Here is a 16,181-nt window from a genome sequence, read left to right as displayed (position 1 = left end):
CGGCCGCCCGTGGGGACAGGGACGAAGAACACGAGGGGGTTTTGTGGGCCCCCGACAAAACCCTACGGCTGGGGATCGCCGTCGACCAGACGCCCCAGGATCAGCGCGATCCGGAGCGTGAACGCGGAGCGTACATCGGACGGCGACCAGCCGGTGACGTCAGTCACACGTCGGAGCCGGTAGCGCACGGTGTTGGGATGCACGAAGAGCATCCGGGCCGCGCCCTCCAGACTGCTCGCCTGTTCGAGATAGACCGACAGCGTCTCCAGGAGCGCGGAGCCGGCCTCCTCCAGCGGTCTGTAGATCTCCTCCACCAACTGCTCGCGCGCGCTGGGGTCACCCGCGATCGCGCGCTCCGGAAGCAGATCGTCCGCCAGCACCGGCCGGGGGGCGTCCTGCCAGGCAGAACACGCCTTCAGACCGGCCGCGGCGGCCTGTGCGGAGCGGGTGGCGGCGAGCAGGTCCGGCACGATCGGACCGGCCACGACGGGCCCGGCGGCGTAGGGCCCGATCAGCGACTTGGCCACCGCCAGCGGGTTGTCGCTGCCGCCCGCGATCACGACGAGCCGGTCCCCGAGGACACCGGTGAGCACCTGGAGCTTGGCGTGCCGGGCGGCCCGCCGGATGGCCTCGACGGTCAACTCGGAGTCACCGTTCGGCGCGGTCCCGAGCACCACGCACACGTGCTCGGGGGAGTTCCAGCCGAGCGCGGCGGCCCGGCTGACGGCCCCCTCGTCGGCCTCCCCGCTGAGCACGGCGTTCACCACCAGCGACTCGAGCCGCGCGTCCCAGGCACCGCGTGCCTCGGCGGCCTGGGCGTAGACCTGGGCGGTGGCGAAGGCGATCTCGCGGGCGTAGACGAGCAGGGCCTCGCGCAGCACGGACTCGTCGCCGGGGGCCGCCACCTCGTCGATGGCGGACTCCATGACCTCGATGGTGGTCCGCACCATCTCGACGGTCTGCCGCAGCGTGATGGCCCGGGTCAGCTCGCGCGGAGCGGTGCCGAAGACGTCGGTGGAGATGGCCTGCGGGGCGTCCGGGTGCCGGAACCACTCGGTGAAGGCGGCGATACCGGCCTGGGCGACGAGGCCGATCCAGGAACGGTTCTCCGGGGGCATGGCCCGGTACCACGGCAGCGTCTCGTCCATCCGCGCGATGGCCTGCGCGGCGAGGCTGCCGGAGGACTTCTCCAGCCGCTTCAGGGTCGCGGAGTGCGGGTGGAGGTCATGCGCTGGGGCTTCGGCATTGCCGGTTTCGGGTTCGGGCACGGGGACAAGACTGCCTTATCCGGACGGGAGCGTGTGCCGTCGGGGTCTACGGTGGGATCCGTGATGGATGTACGGCGCGCCGACGAGCGCTACCCGGGGGGCGACGCGGCGGCGGGCATCGAGACCCGGCACGCCTTTTCCTTCGGCCCCCACTACGACCCCGACAACCTCCGCTTCGGCGCGATGATCGCCTGCAACGAGGAGCGTCTCGCCCCCGGCGCCGGCTTCGACGAACATCCGCACAGCCACACGGAGATCGTGACCTGGGTGGTCGAGGGCGAACTGACCCACCGCGACTCCACCGGCCACGAAACGGTCGTCCGCCCCGGTGACGTCCAGCGCCTCAGCTCGGCGGCGGGCGTCCGTCACGTCGAACGCAACGACGCGACCGTCCCCCTCACCTTCGTCCAGACCTGGCTGGCCCCGCTGACCCCCGGCGGCGACCCCGCCTACGAGATCGTCCACGGCATCGCGGACTCCACCCCGTACGCCATCCCGGAGGCGGGCGCGCTGCTGCACGTACGGCGGCTGGCCGCGGGCGAGCGAACGGCGTTGCCGGACGGGCGGTACGTGTACGTCCACGTCGTACGCGGCGAGCTGACCCTCGGTGCCGAGCACCTGGGCCCCGGCGACGCGGCCCGCCTCACCCACCCCGGGGACCTGGAGGCAGTGGCCTCCACCGAGACGGAACTGCTGCTGTGGGAGATGACTTAGCCGCGGGTGGGTGGGGGTTGATCGCGCAGTTCCCCGCGCCCCTTGGGGTGCTGCCTGCTGTGGTTTGTCTGCGGGTGGGCGGGGGCTGGTCGCGCAGTTCCCCGCGCCCCTTTGGGGCGCTCAGGCTGCGGGCAGTCGTGCCGCTGGGGCGGCGCCCGCTGCCAAAGAGAGGCGGCAACCCGGTCGCGCCGGGCTGCGCGTCCCACCCCGCGGTGCCCCTACGCCTCCGCCAGCACCGCGTCCGTGAACACCGGCCAAGCCTCCACCGCCCAGGGCCCGAACGCCCGGTCCGTCAGGGCGACGCAGGCCAGCCCCGCGGCCGGGTCGATCCACAGGAACGTACCGGACTGGCCGAAGTGGCCGAAGGTACGCGGGGAGGAGGAAGCCCCGGTCCAGTGGGGTGACTTGGAGTCGCGGATCTCGAAGCCGAGCCCCCAGTCGTTGGGGTTCTGGTGGCCGTACCCCGGAAGCACCCCCTTCGTACCCGGGTACTGCACCGTCATCGCCTCCGCCACCGTCCGCGGATCCAGCAGCCGCGGCGCCTGCACCTCCGCCGCGAACCGCACCAGGTCCGCCACCGTCGAGACGCCGTCCTTCGCGGGGGACCCCTCCAGGGACGTCGACGTCATCCCCAGCGGCTCCAGCACCCCCTGCCGCAGATACTCCGCGAACGACATGTCCGCGGCCTTGGCGATATGGTCCCCGAGCTGCTCGAACCCGGCGTTTGAGTACAGCCGCCGCTCCCCGGGCGCCGCGGTCACCCGGTGCTCGTCGAAGGCCAGCCCCGAGGTGTGGGCGAGGAGATGGCGGACCGTCGCCCCGGGCGGCCCCGCCGGCTCGTCGAGCTCGATCGCGCCCTCCTCGTAGGCGACGAGCGCCGCGTAGGCCGCGAGCGGCTTGGTGACGGAGGCGAGCGGGAAGCGGTGGTCGACCGGCCCGTGGGTTCCGAGGACCGTGCCGTCGGCTCGTACGACGGCCGCCGCGGCGGTGGGAACCGGCCAGTTCTCGATCAACGCGAGGCTGTTCATGGCACGAGCCTAAAGGTGCTCACAGGGGCAGCCGCATGAAGGGTACCGGCGTGCGCGCGAAGCCCAGCGAGGCGTACAGCGGCTCGGCCTCGGGAGACGCCGTGAGGTCGACCTGGCCGACGCCCCGCTCCCGGAACCACTCCAGCAGCGACTCCATGCACGCGCGCGCGTACCCACGGCGCCGCGCGTCCGGATCGGTCGCCACGCTGAAGACGTACCCGGCGAGCCCGCCCGGATTGGCCGCCTTGCCGATCCGGTACTCCACCGTCCCCACCGCCAGCGCGGCCAGCGCCTCCGGCCGGTCCGGGTGGTCCACGACGAAGGCCGCGAAGTCCCCGTCCGGCTCCGCCAGCCGCGCCCCCAGACGTGGCAGACCGGCCGCCTGCCACTCGGTGGACGGGTCGCCCCCCGGGATCGCATCGAGCATCACCTGACGCAGCCGGATCACCTCTCGGGCATCCTCGACCGTGGCACGACGTACGAGACTCATGCCCCGCACGCTAACCACGGCGATCACGTCATGTCCCGTGGATTTCTTACCGGTTCCGCTTGCTTGGAGTGCGCTCGAAGGTCATAGCGTTGAGGTCATGACGGTGACGGAGACCACCACCACCAGGACCGACACCTGTGCCGGACCGCCCCGGCCCGACCGGCGGCCGGACGGCCAGGACAGCTACACGATCAGCGAGGTCGCCGCCTTCACCGGCCTGACCGCGCACACGCTGCGCTGGTACGAGCGCATCGGCCTGATGCCGCACATCGACCGCTCGCACACCGGCCAGCGCCGCTACAGCAACCGCGACCTCGACTGGCTCGACCTCGTCGGCAAGCTGCGGCTCACCGGCATGCCGGTCGCCGACATGGTGCGGTACGCAGAGATGGTGCGTGCGGGCGACCACACCTACGGCGAGCGCTACGCACTCCTGGAGACGACCCGCCGGGACGTCCTGGCCCGGATCGCGGAACTCCAGGACACGCTCGCCGTGCTCGACCGCAAGATCGCTTTCTACGGTGACGCCGGGCACGCCCTGGCGTCGGAAAGGCCCCGATGACCGACAACGGCAGGATCCGGACCGCACGACTGGGCGAGGGCGGGCCCGAAGTGGGCGTCCAGGGCCTCGGCTGCATGGGCATGAGCTTCGCCTACGGCCCCTCGGACGCCACGGAGTCCCGGGCGACCCTGGAGCGGGCCCTGGAACTGGGCGTCACGCTGTACGACACCGCGGACGCCTACGGCGCGGGGGAGAACGAGCGCTTCCTGTCGCCGTTCTTCAAGCAGCACCGGGACGAGCTGGTGATCGCCACCAAGTTCGCCCTGGCGATCCACCCCGAGGACCCGACGAAGCGGATCATCCGCAACGACGCGCCCTACATCCGCGCGTGCGTCGAGGCGAGCCTGAAGCGCCTGGACGTCGATGTGATCGACCTCTATTACATGCACCGCCGGGACGTGAACATCCCCATCGAGGAGACCGTCGGCGTCATGGCCGACCTGGTCCGCGAGGGCAAGGTGAAGCAGTTGGGCCTGAGCGAGGTCACGGCCGCCGAGCTGCGGGCCGCGCACGCCGTCCACCCCATCGCCGCCGTACAGTCGGAGTGGTCGCTGTTCAGCCGCGACATCGAGGCGCACGTGGTGCCCGCCGCCCGCGACCTGGGCGTGACGCTCGTGCCGTACTCGCCGCTCGGCCGGGGCTTCCTCACCGGCTCCTTCGCGAAGGCCGAGGACCTGACGGCCGACGACTTCCGCCGCCGGCAGCCCCGCTTCACCGGCGAGAACGCGGCGGCCAACACGGCCCTGCTGGACCCGGTCCGCACGGTCGCCGACGCCCACGGCGCCTCCCTCGGCCAGATCGCCCTGGCCTGGGCCCAGCAGCGGGCCACCGTCCACGGCCTCCCCGTCGTCCCCATCCCGGGCACCCGCAAGCCGGGCCGCGTCGAGGAGAACACGGCCGCCACCCGCATCGAGCTGACGCAGGAGCAACTGGACCTGCTGGAGCCGATCGCGGGGAAGGTGGCGGGGGACCGGTACGCGGACATGACGTTCACGTCGGCGGGCCGGGAGTAGGGCTCACAGCTCCGCCAGCAACTCCGCCTTCTTGGACGAGAACTCCTCATCGGTGACCAGCCCGGCCTGATGCAGCTCCCCGAGATGGCGGATCCGCTCGGCGATGTCGGCCGGGTCGCGGCGCGGTGCCGCCGCGACCTGCGCCGGCCCCGACTCCCGTACGGCCGTCAGGACCGCCGCGGCGAACGGCAGCGACTCGTGCACCGGCCCGTACCCCAGCCCGAACACCACGGCCGCCGGATCCTGGTCGGCCTGCGCCGGCGCGTCCTCCCCGCGCCGCAGCAGCCGTAGATGCCCCTCGAAGACCTCGGGCGAGCGCCACTCCACCCCGCTCAGGTCACCCACCTGGAAGGACTGGTCCCCGGCCTTCCACTTCGTGGACGACGCACCCGTCCAGAACCAGCGGAAGCGCACGGTCCGCCCGTCGAAGGACGCCTTGGCGTCGTAGGCCTTGAACTGCAACGGCGCCTCGGGCGCGGCCACCAGGAACCGGTCCGCGGGACCGGACTCCGTCAGGTGCGCCCGCAGTTCGTCGGCGTAGTACTCCGCCAGCGTCTCCCGGTCGGCGGGCAGCACCAGCCGGTACGGGTCGCCGCTCTCCTTCAGCTGTCCCGCGGCCGCCTCCATCAGCGGATCGGCGCCCGGTCGCGGCTCCAGCCGCAGCACCACGGTCCCGCGCTTGCCCGGGGTGAGGGTCACCGCGGAGATCGCGGCCAGGGGGATACGCCGTTCCCCCAGCGCCTGATGGAGTTTGGGTGTTCGAATCCCCCGCTCGTATCGGATGAGCACGGAGTCGGACTCGAACTCCCAGGCGGCATGAAATCCGGCCAGTACGTCACCCATGCGGCTCATCGTATGCGGCACGAGTTCCTCCGTCGCCTCCCTGCGCAGCCCGCGCTTCTTCTGGTCTCTACGCGCGTCCGGCCGTGGCGGTGCCGGACAAACCCTCCCGGCATGCCGCGTCCTCTCCCGCGCACCGCACCGAGCGGTACGCGCCAACCCCGATCCCCGCGAAGTTCAGCAGACTGTCCGTGCCCGGTTCGAAGTAACCGCCGTGCCCCTTCGCGTCCCGCGCCGACAGCACGCGCGCCCCGAACCCGGACGACACCGGATCGGCTCCGTGCCCCAGCCCGCCCAGCTCCAGGTACGGCACGTCCTGGATCCAGTCGTCCGCGTCCCGCATCGCCCACACGTGCGCCGAGGTCCCCAGGTGCGAGGCCTTGGCGACCCGCATGCCGGGGCTGCCCGCCACCGCGATGTCGGCGACCCGCTCCGGGAGCCGGTCCGCGGCGACTCCGCACACCACCGAGCCGTAGCTGTGGCAGAAGAGGGAGACGGCCGAGTCGCCGGGCAGCGCGCGCACCAGCGCGTCCAGCCGGACGGCACCGTCGCGGGCGCGCATGGCGGTGGCCGAGTCGAGGCCGAGGCCGCCGGGCGCGGTGTAGTCGGCCCAGGCGATCACGGCCGTGGGCGTCGACGGGCTCACCGCACGCTCCGCCGCGTACAGGGCCTTCGCCATGCCGACGGGGGCCGTGTACTTGCGGGCCGTGCGCTGGAAGGTGAGGACGTCGGTGTCGACGCCGGGGACGATCACCGAGACCCGCTCGGCCCGGCCGAGGTTGCCGAACACCTCGGCCACCCGGCCCGAGCCCTCCGGGTCGAAGGCGAGGATCTTCCGGTCGTGCCTCATCAGCGACTCGTAGCGGTGCATACGGCGCTCCGCCTCCCGCTGCCCCTCCGGCGTGAGCCGGGTGTCGTGCATGCGTTTCCGCTCGACCTTGCGGGCCTGCCCCAGCGCGACGCGGTTGGCGCGGTAGCGCAGCTCGACGGGGGCGCCGTTCATGTTGCCGACCGCGAGCGGGTAGCGGCGCGCCAGGGAGAGCTGCTGCTGGGCGTTGAGCGTGGCGAAGAAGTACGCCAGGCGCGCCGGGGAGGCGTCCGGGTCGGGCAGCGGCCGGCCGGCGAACCGGCCGTGCTCCCAGGCGGAGAGCGAGGCCTGCAGCGCCGGGGTGGTCCGCTGGTTGCGCAGGGCGGTCCAGCCGGTGGTCGCGAGCATCACGAACACCACGGCCAGCGCGAGCAGTGCGCGCCAGACGTTCAGTTGGGGGGAGGTATCGAAGGAAGTCACTGGGAGGACACACTAGGAGAACGAACGGGTCTCGCGTTAACCGAGTGACGCGTATCACGTTTCGAGGCGGGCGCCGGTCACCGAGCGTCGCGCCAGCTCTCCGTCAGTGCCGGTCCCACCTGTTCCAGGTAGGCGACGGTGAGCGCGCGGATCGCCTCCAGGCTGAAGTCCTCGCGCAGGCTCCACTGCCGTTCCGTCACCCGCATCACCCCGCCGAAGACGGCCACGGCCAGCCGCGGCCGGGGGTCGGCGTCCACGTCGAGCCCCTCGCGTTCGGCGAGTACGCGCGCGATGGCCTCCTCCGTCTCCGCGGAGCGCCGCAGATGCGCGGCGAGCAGCACCGGCACCGACTCGATCTGCTGGTACATGCGCAGATGCAGCTCGATCGGCACGACGGACTCGATGATCTCGCCGAGTCCGTCCCAGCCCTCCAGGACCGACCGGCGCAGCGCCTCCAGCGGGGCCTCGTCCGCGGGCCGTCGGCGCACGGCCTCGACGAAGTAGGCCTCGGCCATCTCCTGGACGCCGAACGCCACCTCCTCCTTGCTGGCGAAGTAGCGGAAGAAGGTCCGCTGGGAGACCTCGACGGCCGCGACGATGTCGTCGACCGTCGTCTGCTCGTAGCCGCGGGTGGTGAACAGTTCGAGCGCGGCCCGCAGCAGCGCCTCGCGGGTCCGCTGCTTCTTGCGCTCGCGCAGAGTTTCCATGCGGTTCAGTATCCGTGTCGTTCGGTATCCGTCAGTTACCGGCGTATGAATCGGATTGTCAATTGTCAGTGGCTGTCATTAGCCTCGCGCGTATGACTAGTCAGACCACCATCGACACGACAGGGCCCGGGGACAAGGTCCCGGCAACCCCGTCGGACCGGCCCGCCGGCTCGGGCCTGCGCGGCCACCCCTGGCTCACCCTCATCACCGTGGCCGTCGGCGTCATGATGGTGGCCCTCGACGGCACCATCGTGGCCATCGCCAACCCGGCCATCGCCGACGACCTGGGGGCCACCTTCGCCCAGGTGCAGTGGATCACCAACTCCTACTTCCTGGCCCTCGCGGTCTCCCTGATCACCGCGGGCAAGCTCGGCGACCGGTTCGGCCACCGCCAGACCTTCCTGATCGGCGTGGTGGGCTTCGCCGCCGCCTCCGGCGCGATCGGCCTGTCGAGCAGCATCGGGATGGTCATCACCTTCCGGGTCTTCCAGGGTCTGTTCGGCGCGCTGCTGATGCCGGCCGCGCTCGGCCTGCTGCGGGCGACCTTCCCGGCCGAGAAGCTGAACATGGCCATCGGCATCTGGGGCATGGTCATCGGCGCCTCCACCGCCGGCGGCCCGATCCTCGGCGGTGTCCTCGTCGAGCACGTCAACTGGCAGTCGGTGTTCTTCATCAACGTGCCGGTCGGCATCCTCGCCCTCGGGCTCGGCGCGCTGATCCTGCTCGACCACCGGGCGGAGAACGCCCCGCGCTCCTTCGACCTCCTCGGCATCGCCCTGCTGTCGAGCGCGATGTTCTGCCTGGTGTGGGCGCTCATCAAGGCCCCGGAATGGGGCTGGGGCGACGGACAGACGTGGCTGTTCATCCTCGTGTCGGTGGCGCTCTTCGCGGGCTTCGCGTTCTGGGAGACGAAGGTCAAGGAGCCGCTGATCCCGCTGGGCCTGTTCCGCTCGGTCCCGCTGTCGGCGGGTGTGGTGCTGATGGTCCTGATGGCCATCGCCTTCATGGGCGGGCTGTTCTTCGTCACGTTCTACCTCCAGAACGTGCACGGCATGAGCCCCGTCGACGCCGGTCTGCACCTGCTGCCCCTCACCGGCATGATGATCGTCGGCTCCCCGCTGGCGGGCGCGGTGATCACCAAGGTGGGTCCGCGCATCCCGCTGGCCGGCGGTATGGCGTGCACCGCGCTCGCCATGTACGGCATGTCCACGCTTGAGACGGACACCGGCAGCGGCGTGATGTCCCTCTGGTTCGCCCTGCTCGGCCTCGGCCTCGCGCCCGTCATGGTCGGCGCCACCGAGGTCATCGTGGGCAACGCGCCCATGGAGCTGTCCGGTGTCGCCGGTGGTCTGCAGCAGGCCGCGATGCAGATCGGCGGCAGCCTCGGTACGGCCGTGCTGGGCGCCGTGATGGCCTCCAAGGTTGACCGCGACCTGGCGGGCAACTGGACGGACGCGGGGCTTCCGGCGCTCACCGCAGAGCAGCAGGCCCAGGCCTCCGAGGCGGTGCAGGTCGGTGTGGCGCCGGTGGCCAAGGGCACGCCGGAGGAGATCGCCGCGAAGATCACTGGCGTGGCCCACGACACCTTCCTCTCGGGCATGAGCCTGGCCTCGCTGGTGGCGGCGGGGGTGGCCGCGGTGGCGATCGGCGTCGCGTTCCTCACCAAGCGGGGGGCCAACGCGGAGGCGGGGGCGGGGGCGGCCCACATCTGACCGTGGGCCAGCGGCGATTTCCCCTATCAGGGTGACTTCGCTAAAGATTCCTCGTCCTCGGCAGGCGCCGCAGGTCACAGTGGGTCAAGCCCTCCGTACGGCATGTTCCTCGGGCACGTTCGTACGGCATGGGAGGGGGGACGGTGCTGCGGCGCGCTGCCGGAGGGGGGCAGCGCGCCGGCAGCCCGCACGCATACTCCGTGCCCGCCGGGTACTCGTCCGTTGAACCGACTGACGGTTTAAGGGAGTTGAGTTCCACCATGGCGGGCTTCGGACACGGCACGCGCAGGCACCCCCGTTCACGTGGCCGGACGTGGTCAGGTACCGGGCCGGATCGCGCGTCGCTCGGCATCATCGGTGTCATCTGTGCGGTCGCCGGCTTCTTCGTCCTCGGGATCATCCTGGGGCCGGTGGCGATCGTCTGCGGATGGCTGGCCATGGGGCGCACCTGGTCCGGTGCTCGCCCGGTCACGGCGCTGGTGGCGATCGTCCTCGGCGCGATCGACACGTTGCTGGCCCTGATCTGGCTCACCAACGCGACGGCGGGCAACGGCTTCCTCTGACGCGTCGTTCCCTTCGCCCCCGCCGCCCCTACCCGTCCCATCCCTGGGGGCTGCCGCCCCCAGCCCCCCGCATCGGCCTGAACGGCCTCGTCCTCAAACGCCGGACGGGCTGAGTAGCGCCACCCTGCGGGCATGCGTGCCGCCTGGGGCGGCACGGGTGGGCGCAGGCGGCACCCCGGTGGCGCCGGGCCGCGCGACCCACCCCCGGCCAGCGCAACCCGCGGTGCCCCGCTAGGCCCGTTCCTCGGTTGCCGGGTTCGGGATCGGGGCCCGGGACGAGGACAGGGACGCCACCTCCGCGCGGAGCATGCGGACCTCCTCCGTGAGGAGATGGATCGCTTCCGTCTGCCGACGCTCGACGCGGTCGTCCATCTCGAACCGGGAGATGAACCAGGCCGCGATGTTCGCGGTCACGACACCGAGCAGCGCGATCCCGGACAGCATCAGCCCCACCGCGAGCAACCGCCCCAGCCCGGTCGTGGGGGAGTGGTCGCCGTACCCCACGGTCGTCATCGTCGTGAAGGACCACCACACCGCGTCACCCAGCGTCTTGATGTTCCCATCCGGCGCGTCCCGCTCCACGGACAGGACCGCCAGCGAACCGAACATCAGCAGACCGGCCACCGACCCCACCACATACGTGGTCAGCCGCACCTGCGACGCCATCCGCGCCCGCCGCCCCGCCAGCATCAACGTGGAGACCAGCCGCAGCAGCCGCAACGGCTGGATCAACGGCAGCAGCACCGCGAACAGGTCCAGCCAGTGCCGCCGTACGAACTCCCACCGGCGCTCCGCCAGCCCCAGCCGCACCAGATAGTCCGTGGCGAAGGCCGCCCACACCACCCACTCGACGATCGCGCAGGCCCGCGTCAGCGCCTTGCTCGCCGAGGTGTCCAGGATCGGCACGGCGTAGGCGACGGCGAACAGCACGGCCAGCACCAGCAGAGGCCGCTGCGTGTAGTGCTCCCAACGGACCTGCACGGATTGTCGCTTCATGCCCGCATCGTAGAAAAACGCCGGAGGGCCGAGGAGCCGGGCCCCTCAGCCCTCCGTCGATGTCGCCTCCGGCCGCCCGCGGAGCGCTACGCGTCGCCGCCCGCGGCGCCCGGGTCGGCCGCCGCGACGTCGAGCAGCTGGTACCGGTCGATCGCCTGCTTCAGCGCCGAACGGTCGACCTTGCCCTCCTTGGCCAGCTCGGTCAGCACGCCCACCACGATCGACTGCGCGTCGATGTGGAAGAACCGCCGCGCCGCACCGCGCGTGTCCGCGAAGCCGAAGCCGTCCGCGCCCAGCGACTGGTACGTCCCCGGCACCCACCGCGCGATCTGGTCCGGAACCGATCGCATCCAGTCGGACACGGCCACGAACGGACCCTGCGCCCCGGTCAGCTTGCGTGTGACGTACGGCACGCGCTGCTCCTCCTCGGGGTGCAGCAGGTTGTGCTCCTCGCACGCCACGGCCTCGCGCCGCAGCTCGTTGAAGGAGGTCGCCGACCACACGTCGGCCCTGACGTTCCACTCCTCGGCGAGGATCCTCTGCGCCTCCACCGCCCACGGCACCGCCACGCCCGACGCGATGATCTGCGCCGGGATCGAGCCCGCCGTCCCCTCGCTGAACCGGTAGACGCCCTTGAGGATGCCCTCGACGTCGACGTTCTCCGGCTCGGCGGGGTGCTGGATCGGCTCGTTGTAGACGGTCAGGTAGTAGAAGACGTCCTCGCCGGGCCTGCCGTCCGCCGTGGGCCCGTACATCCGGCGCAGACCGTCCTGCACGATGTGCGCGATCTCGAAGCCGAACGCCGGGTCGTACGCCACACAGCCCGGGTTGGTGGAGGCCAGCAGCTGCGAGTGGCCGTCCGCGTGCTGGAGCCCCTCGCCGGTCAGGGTCGTGCGCCCGGCGGTCGCACCGAGCACGAAGCCGCGCGAGAGCTGATCGGCCATCTGCCAGAACTGGTCACCGGTGCGCTGGAAACCGAACATCGAGTAGAAGACGTAGACCGGGATGAGCGGCTCGCCGTGCGTGGCGTAGGCCGAGCCCGCCGCGATCAGCGAGGCCGTGCAGCCGGCCTCGGAGATGCCGTCGTGCAGCATCTGCCCGTTCGGCGCCTCCTTGTAGGCCAGCAGCAGATCGCGGTCCACGGCCTCGTACTGCTGCCCGAGCGGGTTGTAGATCTTCGCGCTCGGGAAGAACGAGTCCATGCCGAACGTGCGGTACTCGTCCGGCGCGATCAGTACGAACCGCTTGCCGATCTCCTTGTCCCGCATGAGGTCCTTGAGCAGCCGTACGAACGCCATGGTGGTGGCGATCGACTGCTGACCCGAGCCCTTCTTCACGGTCGCGTACGTCTTGTCGTCCGGCAGCGGAAGCGGCTTGGCGCGCACGACACGCGTCGGGACGTACCCGCCGAGCCCCTGGCGGCGGTCGTGCATGTACTGGATCTCCTCCGAGTCCCGCCCGGGGTGGTAGTACGGCGGCGCGCCGGACTCCAGCTCCTTGTCGGAGATCGGCAGGTGCAGCCGGTCGCGGAAGCGCTTGAGGTCGTCGACCGTCAGCTTCTTCATCTGGTGCGTGGCGTTGCGGCCCTCGAAGTTCGGACCCAGCGTCCAGCCCTTGATCGTCTTGGCCAGGATCACCGTCGGCTGGCCCTTGTGCGCCTTGGCCGCCGAGAAGGCCGCGAAGATCTTCTTGTGGTCGTGACCACCGCGGCCCAGGTGCAGGATCTGGTCGTCGGTCATGTTCTCGACCATCGCGCGCAGCCGGTGGTCGTCCCCGAAGAAGTGGTCCCGGATGTACGCGCCGGTCTCGGTGGCGTATGTCTGGAACTGGCCGTCCGGGGTCGTGTTCATCTTGTTGACCAGCACGCCGTCCCGGTCCTGGGCCAGCAGCGGGTCCCAGGAGCGGTCCCAGACCAGCTTGATCACGTTCCACCCGGCGCCCCGGAAGATCGACTCCAGCTCCTGGATGATCTTGCCGTTGCCGCGCACCGGGCCGTCCAGCCGCTGCAGGTTGCAGTTCACCACGAAGGTGAGGTTGTCCAGGCCCTCACGGGCGGCGATGGACAGCTGGCCGAGCGACTCCGGCTCGTCCATCTCGCCGTCGCCGAGGAACGCCCACACATGCGACTTGGAGGTGTCGGCGATCCCGCGCGCGTGCATGTAGCGGTTCATCCGCGCCTGGTAGATCGCGCCGATCGGGCCGAGCCCCATCGACACGGTCGGGAACTCCCAGAAGTCCGGCATGAGCCGCGGGTGCGGGTACGACGACAGCCCGTACGGCGCCTTCGACTTCTCCTGGCGGAACGCGTCCAGGTTCTGCTCGCTGAGCCGGTCCAGCAGGAACGCGCGCGCGTAGATGCCCGGCGAGGCATGGCCCTGGAAGAAGACCTGGTCGCCGCCGTCGCCCTCGTCCTTGCCGCGGAAGAAGTGGTTGAAGCCGACGTCGTAGAGGGAGGCGGAGGAGGCGAAGGTGGCGATGTGGCCGCCCACGCCGATGCCGGGCCGCTGCGCCCTGGAGACCATGACGGCGGCGTTCCACCGGGTCGCGTTGAGGACCTTGCGCTCGATCTCCTCGTTGCCGGGGAAGAACGGCTCGTCCTTGGTCGCGATCGTGTTGACGTAGTCCGTGCTGCGCATCTCGGGCACGGCCACGCGCTTCTCGCGGGCCCGCTCGATCAGCCGGAGCATCAGGTAGCGGGCCCGCTCGCGGCCGCGCTCGTCCACTGCGGCGTCGAGGGAGTCGAGCCACTCCTGGGTTTCCTCGGGGTCGAAGTCAGGAACCTGACTCGGAAGGCCGCCAATGATGATCGGATTGCGATCGGATCCGGAAGCCACGCTGGTCCTTACCTGTCAGAGGGCTGGTTTTCGGGCTGGGTGTCGAGGTCCGCTGTTGCCTGCGCCGCTCCCCATCGTGTACCGCGGGACGGCAAACGTCATCTCTACTGCGTGTCTACTGCGAGGTAATCCAAGCGTGCTGCCCCAGGAGGGTTCTCAAAAGCGCAAAGAGGGCAGAACGGTGTGGCGTGTGTCACCTTGGGACATGGCGCCATGACGGCAGTTGCGGTGACACGGCCCGGAACGTCACCGTTTCGGCGGTCTGAACGGCCGGGTACTTGCGCGATCCGCCCCGCCCGTGTGGACTACGGCCAATGCTTCGCGCACGCGCGTGGCTGAGTTATTCCCAAATACATGATCAGGAGGCAACCCGTGAGCGCGACCGCGGACCACGCGGAGGAGCGGACGAACCCTGCCGCAAGGCTGGGGTTCCAGCCCGAGCAGGTGGTCCAGGAGATCGGCTACGACGACGACGTCGACCAGGAACTCCGCGAGGCGATTGAAGAAGTCATCGGCAACGAGCTGATGGACGAGGAGTACGACGACGTCGCCGATGCCGTGGTGCTGTGGTTCCGCGACGAGGACGGCGACCTGACGGATGCGCTGGTGGACGCCACCACGTACATCGAAGAGGGCGGCTCGATCCTGCTTCTGACGCCGAAGACGGGCCGTGACGGCTACGTCGAGCCGAGCGACATCTCCGAAGCCGCCACGACGGCCGGACTGTCGGCGTCCAAGAGCGTCAGCGTCGGCAAGGACTGGAGCGGCAGCCGGCTGGTGACGCCGAAGGGGGCCAAGTCCGCCAAGAAGTGACCCTCAAGGGGTGACCTCCGCCGAACCACGGGACGGGCCGGCTTCCGTCGGCCCGTCCGTGGTCCCTCGGTGGACGCTGCGTAGGGTGGTCCCGACCACCCGAACAGCCTCCACCGAAGGGATCTGCCGGAGATGGCCATCCAGGTCGGCGACAAGGCCCCCGACTTCGAGCTCAGGGACAACCACGGCGCGACCGTGAAGCTGTCCGACTTCCGCGGCCGGAAGAACGTCCTGCTGGTCTTCTACCCGTTCGCCTTCACCGGTGTCTGCACCGGCGAGCTGGGCGAGCTGCGGGAGAACCTGCCGAAGTTCTCCGACCGCGACACGCAGGTCCTCGCCGTCTCCAACGACTCCGTGCCCACCCTGCGCGTCTTCGGCGAGCAGGAGGGCCTGGAGTTCCCGCTGCTGAGCGACTTCTGGCCGCACGGCGAGGCCTCCCGCGCCTACGGCGTCTTCGCCGAGGACAAGGGGTGCGCGGTCCGTGGGACCTTCGTCATCGACAAAGAGGGCATCGTGCGCTGGACGGTCGTCAACGGCATGCCGGACGCGCGTGACCCGAACGAGTACGTCACGGCACTCGACACCCTGTGATTCTTCGGTACCAAGGCCTGCGAGCTTCGGGAACCCGTTACTAGGATCGAGACGTTGATCCGGTATCACAAGCACGGCGGGGCTCCCCGCCCCTGGACACCAATGGAGGACTCGTGGGAGTCAGCCTCAGCAAGGGCGGCAACGTATCGCTGACCAAGGAGGCCCCGGGCCTGACCGCGGTCATCGTCGGTCTGGGGTGGGACATCCGCACCACCACCGGCACCGACTTCGACCTGGACGCCAGCGCACTGCTGCTGAACTCGTCCGGCAAGGTCGCCAGCGACGCGCACTTCATCTTCTTCAACAACCTCAAGAGCCCCGACGGCTCGGTGGAGCACACCGGCGACAACCTCACCGGTGAGGGCGAGGGCGACGACGAGCAGATCAAGGTCGACCTGGCGTCCGTCCCGGCCGACGTCGAGAAGATCGTCTTCCCGGTCTCGATCTACGACGCCGAGAACCGCCAGCAGTCCTTCGGCCAGGTGCGCAACGCGTTCATCCGCGTCGCCAACCAGGCCGGCGGCGCCGAGATCGCCCGCTACGACCTCTCCGAGGACGCCTCCACGGAGACCGCCATGGTCTTCGGCGAGCTCTACCGCCACGGCGCGGAGTGGAAGTTCCGCGCCATCGGCCAGGGCTACGCCTCGGGCCTGCGCGGCATCGCCCAGGACTTCGGCGTCAACGTCTGAGCCACCACACCCACCGCCCGGCGCCGCACGGTACGCGTGCGGCGCCGGACGCGCAGGGGGCCGGACGGTTCGC

At 70.5% G+C, this 16,181-nt stretch carries 16 protein-coding genes; 8 read left to right on the top strand and 8 right to left on the bottom strand.

Annotated elements, in window-relative coordinates; all coding sequences use genetic code 11:
• Positions 1 to 62: 62 nt before the first annotated feature.
• Positions 63 to 1,268: a fatty acid biosynthesis transcriptional regulator FasR gene (fasR, locus tag ICC28_RS01790; protein WP_188286554.1), complete on the bottom strand. Its 1,206-nt coding sequence runs from the start codon at positions 1,266 to 1,268 to the stop codon at positions 63 to 65.
• A gap of 63 nt (positions 1,269 to 1,331) precedes the next feature.
• Here fasR and ICC28_RS01785 point away from each other — a divergent pair, with 63 nt between their 5' ends.
• Entirely contained in the window at positions 1,332 to 1,982 is a 651-nt protein-coding gene (locus ICC28_RS01785; RefSeq protein WP_188286813.1) for a pirin family protein, read from the top strand.
• A 218-nt stretch (positions 1,983 to 2,200) separates the two neighbouring features.
• Here the strand turns inward: ICC28_RS01785 and ICC28_RS01780 are convergent, their stop codons facing one another.
• Together ICC28_RS01780 and ICC28_RS01775 are read right to left on the bottom strand one after the other, a co-directional pair.
• Positions 2,201 to 3,010: a serine hydrolase domain-containing protein gene (locus ICC28_RS01780; RefSeq protein ID WP_188286553.1), complete on the bottom strand. Its 810-nt coding sequence runs from the start codon at positions 3,008 to 3,010 to the stop codon at positions 2,201 to 2,203.
• Positions 3,011 to 3,029: 19 nt separating this feature from the next.
• Positions 3,030 to 3,500: a GNAT family N-acetyltransferase gene (locus ICC28_RS01775; protein WP_188286552.1), complete on the bottom strand. Its 471-nt coding sequence runs from the start codon at positions 3,498 to 3,500 to the stop codon at positions 3,030 to 3,032.
• A gap of 97 nt (positions 3,501 to 3,597) precedes the next feature.
• Between ICC28_RS01775 and ICC28_RS01770 the strand changes: the two genes are divergently transcribed.
• Positions 3,598 to 4,062, top strand: coding sequence for a MerR family transcriptional regulator (locus ICC28_RS01770; protein ID WP_188286551.1), 465 nt, complete (start codon positions 3,598 to 3,600; stop codon positions 4,060 to 4,062).
• Positions 4,059 to 5,075: an aldo/keto reductase gene (locus tag ICC28_RS01765; RefSeq protein ID WP_188286550.1), complete on the top strand. Its 1,017-nt coding sequence runs from the start codon at positions 4,059 to 4,061 to the stop codon at positions 5,073 to 5,075. Before ICC28_RS01770 ends, ICC28_RS01765 begins: the two co-directional genes overlap by 4 nt.
• A 3-nt stretch (positions 5,076 to 5,078) precedes the next feature.
• Here the strand turns inward: ICC28_RS01765 and ICC28_RS01760 are convergent, their stop codons facing one another.
• The 3 genes from ICC28_RS01760 to ICC28_RS01750 form a co-directional block, all read right to left on the bottom strand.
• Positions 5,079 to 5,927: a DUF4429 domain-containing protein gene (locus ICC28_RS01760; RefSeq protein WP_188286812.1), complete on the bottom strand. Its 849-nt coding sequence runs from the start codon at positions 5,925 to 5,927 to the stop codon at positions 5,079 to 5,081.
• A gap of 58 nt (positions 5,928 to 5,985) precedes the next feature.
• Positions 5,986 to 7,203, bottom strand: coding sequence for an alpha/beta hydrolase (locus ICC28_RS01755; RefSeq protein ID WP_188286549.1), 1,218 nt, complete (start codon positions 7,201 to 7,203; stop codon positions 5,986 to 5,988).
• Between the two features lie 77 nt (positions 7,204 to 7,280).
• A complete protein-coding gene (locus ICC28_RS01750) occupies positions 7,281 to 7,910 on the bottom strand; it encodes a TetR family transcriptional regulator (RefSeq protein WP_188286548.1) in 630 nt (209 codons plus the stop codon).
• A 92-nt stretch (positions 7,911 to 8,002) separates the two neighbouring features.
• On the opposite strand from ICC28_RS01750, the gene ICC28_RS01745 reads away from it, so the two are divergent.
• Positions 8,003 to 9,622 carry an MFS transporter gene (locus tag ICC28_RS01745; RefSeq protein ID WP_188286547.1) on the top strand — a complete coding sequence of 540 codons (1,620 nt, stop codon included), beginning with the start codon at positions 8,003 to 8,005 and terminating at the stop codon, positions 9,620 to 9,622.
• 260 nt (positions 9,623 to 9,882) lie between these two features.
• Positions 9,883 to 10,185, top strand: coding sequence for a small hydrophobic protein (locus tag ICC28_RS01740; RefSeq protein WP_188286546.1), 303 nt, complete (start codon positions 9,883 to 9,885; stop codon positions 10,183 to 10,185).
• 231 nt (positions 10,186 to 10,416) lie between these two features.
• Here the strand turns inward: ICC28_RS01740 and ICC28_RS01735 are convergent, their stop codons facing one another.
• Together ICC28_RS01735 and aceE are read right to left on the bottom strand one after the other, a co-directional pair.
• Positions 10,417 to 11,181: a potassium channel family protein gene (locus tag ICC28_RS01735; RefSeq protein ID WP_188286545.1), complete on the bottom strand. Its 765-nt coding sequence runs from the start codon at positions 11,179 to 11,181 to the stop codon at positions 10,417 to 10,419.
• Positions 11,182 to 11,267: 86 nt separating this feature from the next.
• Positions 11,268 to 14,015 (bottom strand): pyruvate dehydrogenase (acetyl-transferring), homodimeric type, encoded by a 2,748-nt coding sequence (gene aceE / locus ICC28_RS01730; RefSeq protein WP_188286544.1) that lies wholly within the window; start codon positions 14,013 to 14,015, stop codon positions 11,268 to 11,270.
• Positions 14,016 to 14,387: 372 nt separating this feature from the next.
• Between aceE and ICC28_RS01725 the strand changes: the two genes are divergently transcribed.
• The 3 genes from ICC28_RS01725 (at position 14,388) to ICC28_RS01715 (ending at position 16,108) form a co-directional block, all read left to right on the top strand.
• On the top strand, positions 14,388 to 14,828 hold the full coding sequence (locus ICC28_RS01725) for a DUF3052 domain-containing protein (RefSeq protein WP_188286543.1): 441 nt from the start codon (positions 14,388 to 14,390) through the stop codon (positions 14,826 to 14,828).
• A gap of 132 nt (positions 14,829 to 14,960) precedes the next feature.
• A complete protein-coding gene (locus ICC28_RS01720) occupies positions 14,961 to 15,419 on the top strand; it encodes a peroxiredoxin (RefSeq protein ID WP_188286542.1) in 459 nt (152 codons plus the stop codon).
• 113 nt (positions 15,420 to 15,532) lie between these two features.
• Positions 15,533 to 16,108: a calcium homeostasis/redox stress adaptation protein gene (locus tag ICC28_RS01715; protein WP_188286541.1), complete on the top strand. Its 576-nt coding sequence runs from the start codon at positions 15,533 to 15,535 to the stop codon at positions 16,106 to 16,108.
• Positions 16,109 to 16,181: the final 73 nt, after the last annotated feature.

Source organism: Streptomyces sp. TRM68416, assembly GCF_014596915.1.
In the GTDB taxonomy this organism is placed as follows: domain Bacteria; phylum Actinomycetota; class Actinomycetes; order Streptomycetales; family Streptomycetaceae; genus Streptomyces.
The sequence above is the reverse complement of the archived record's forward strand: the minus strand, read 5'-3'. Positions and strand labels throughout refer to the sequence as shown.

Bases quoted from the DNA above. Each gene is read 5' to 3' on its own strand.
- ICC28_RS01785 (WP_188286813.1), top strand. From the start codon at position 1,332: ATGGATGTACGGCGCGCCGACGAGCGCTACCCGGGGGGCGACGCGGCG.
- ICC28_RS01780 (WP_188286553.1), bottom strand. From the start codon at position 3,010: ATGAACAGCCTCGCGTTGATCGAGAACTGGCCGGTTCCCACCGCCGCG.
- ICC28_RS01775 (WP_188286552.1), bottom strand. From the start codon at position 3,500: ATGAGTCTCGTACGTCGTGCCACGGTCGAGGATGCCCGAGAGGTGATC.
- ICC28_RS01770 (WP_188286551.1), top strand. From the start codon at position 3,598: ATGACGGTGACGGAGACCACCACCACCAGGACCGACACCTGTGCCGGA.
- ICC28_RS01765 (WP_188286550.1), top strand. From the start codon at position 4,059: ATGACCGACAACGGCAGGATCCGGACCGCACGACTGGGCGAGGGCGGG.
- ICC28_RS01760 (WP_188286812.1), bottom strand. From the start codon at position 5,927: ATGAGCCGCATGGGTGACGTACTGGCCGGATTTCATGCCGCCTGGGAG.
- ICC28_RS01750 (WP_188286548.1), bottom strand. From the start codon at position 7,910: ATGGAAACTCTGCGCGAGCGCAAGAAGCAGCGGACCCGCGAGGCGCTG.
- ICC28_RS01745 (WP_188286547.1), top strand. From the start codon at position 8,003: ATGACTAGTCAGACCACCATCGACACGACAGGGCCCGGGGACAAGGTC.
- ICC28_RS01740 (WP_188286546.1), top strand. From the start codon at position 9,883: ATGGCGGGCTTCGGACACGGCACGCGCAGGCACCCCCGTTCACGTGGC.
- ICC28_RS01735 (WP_188286545.1), bottom strand. From the start codon at position 11,181: ATGAAGCGACAATCCGTGCAGGTCCGTTGGGAGCACTACACGCAGCGG.
- ICC28_RS01720 (WP_188286542.1), top strand. From the start codon at position 14,961: ATGGCCATCCAGGTCGGCGACAAGGCCCCCGACTTCGAGCTCAGGGAC.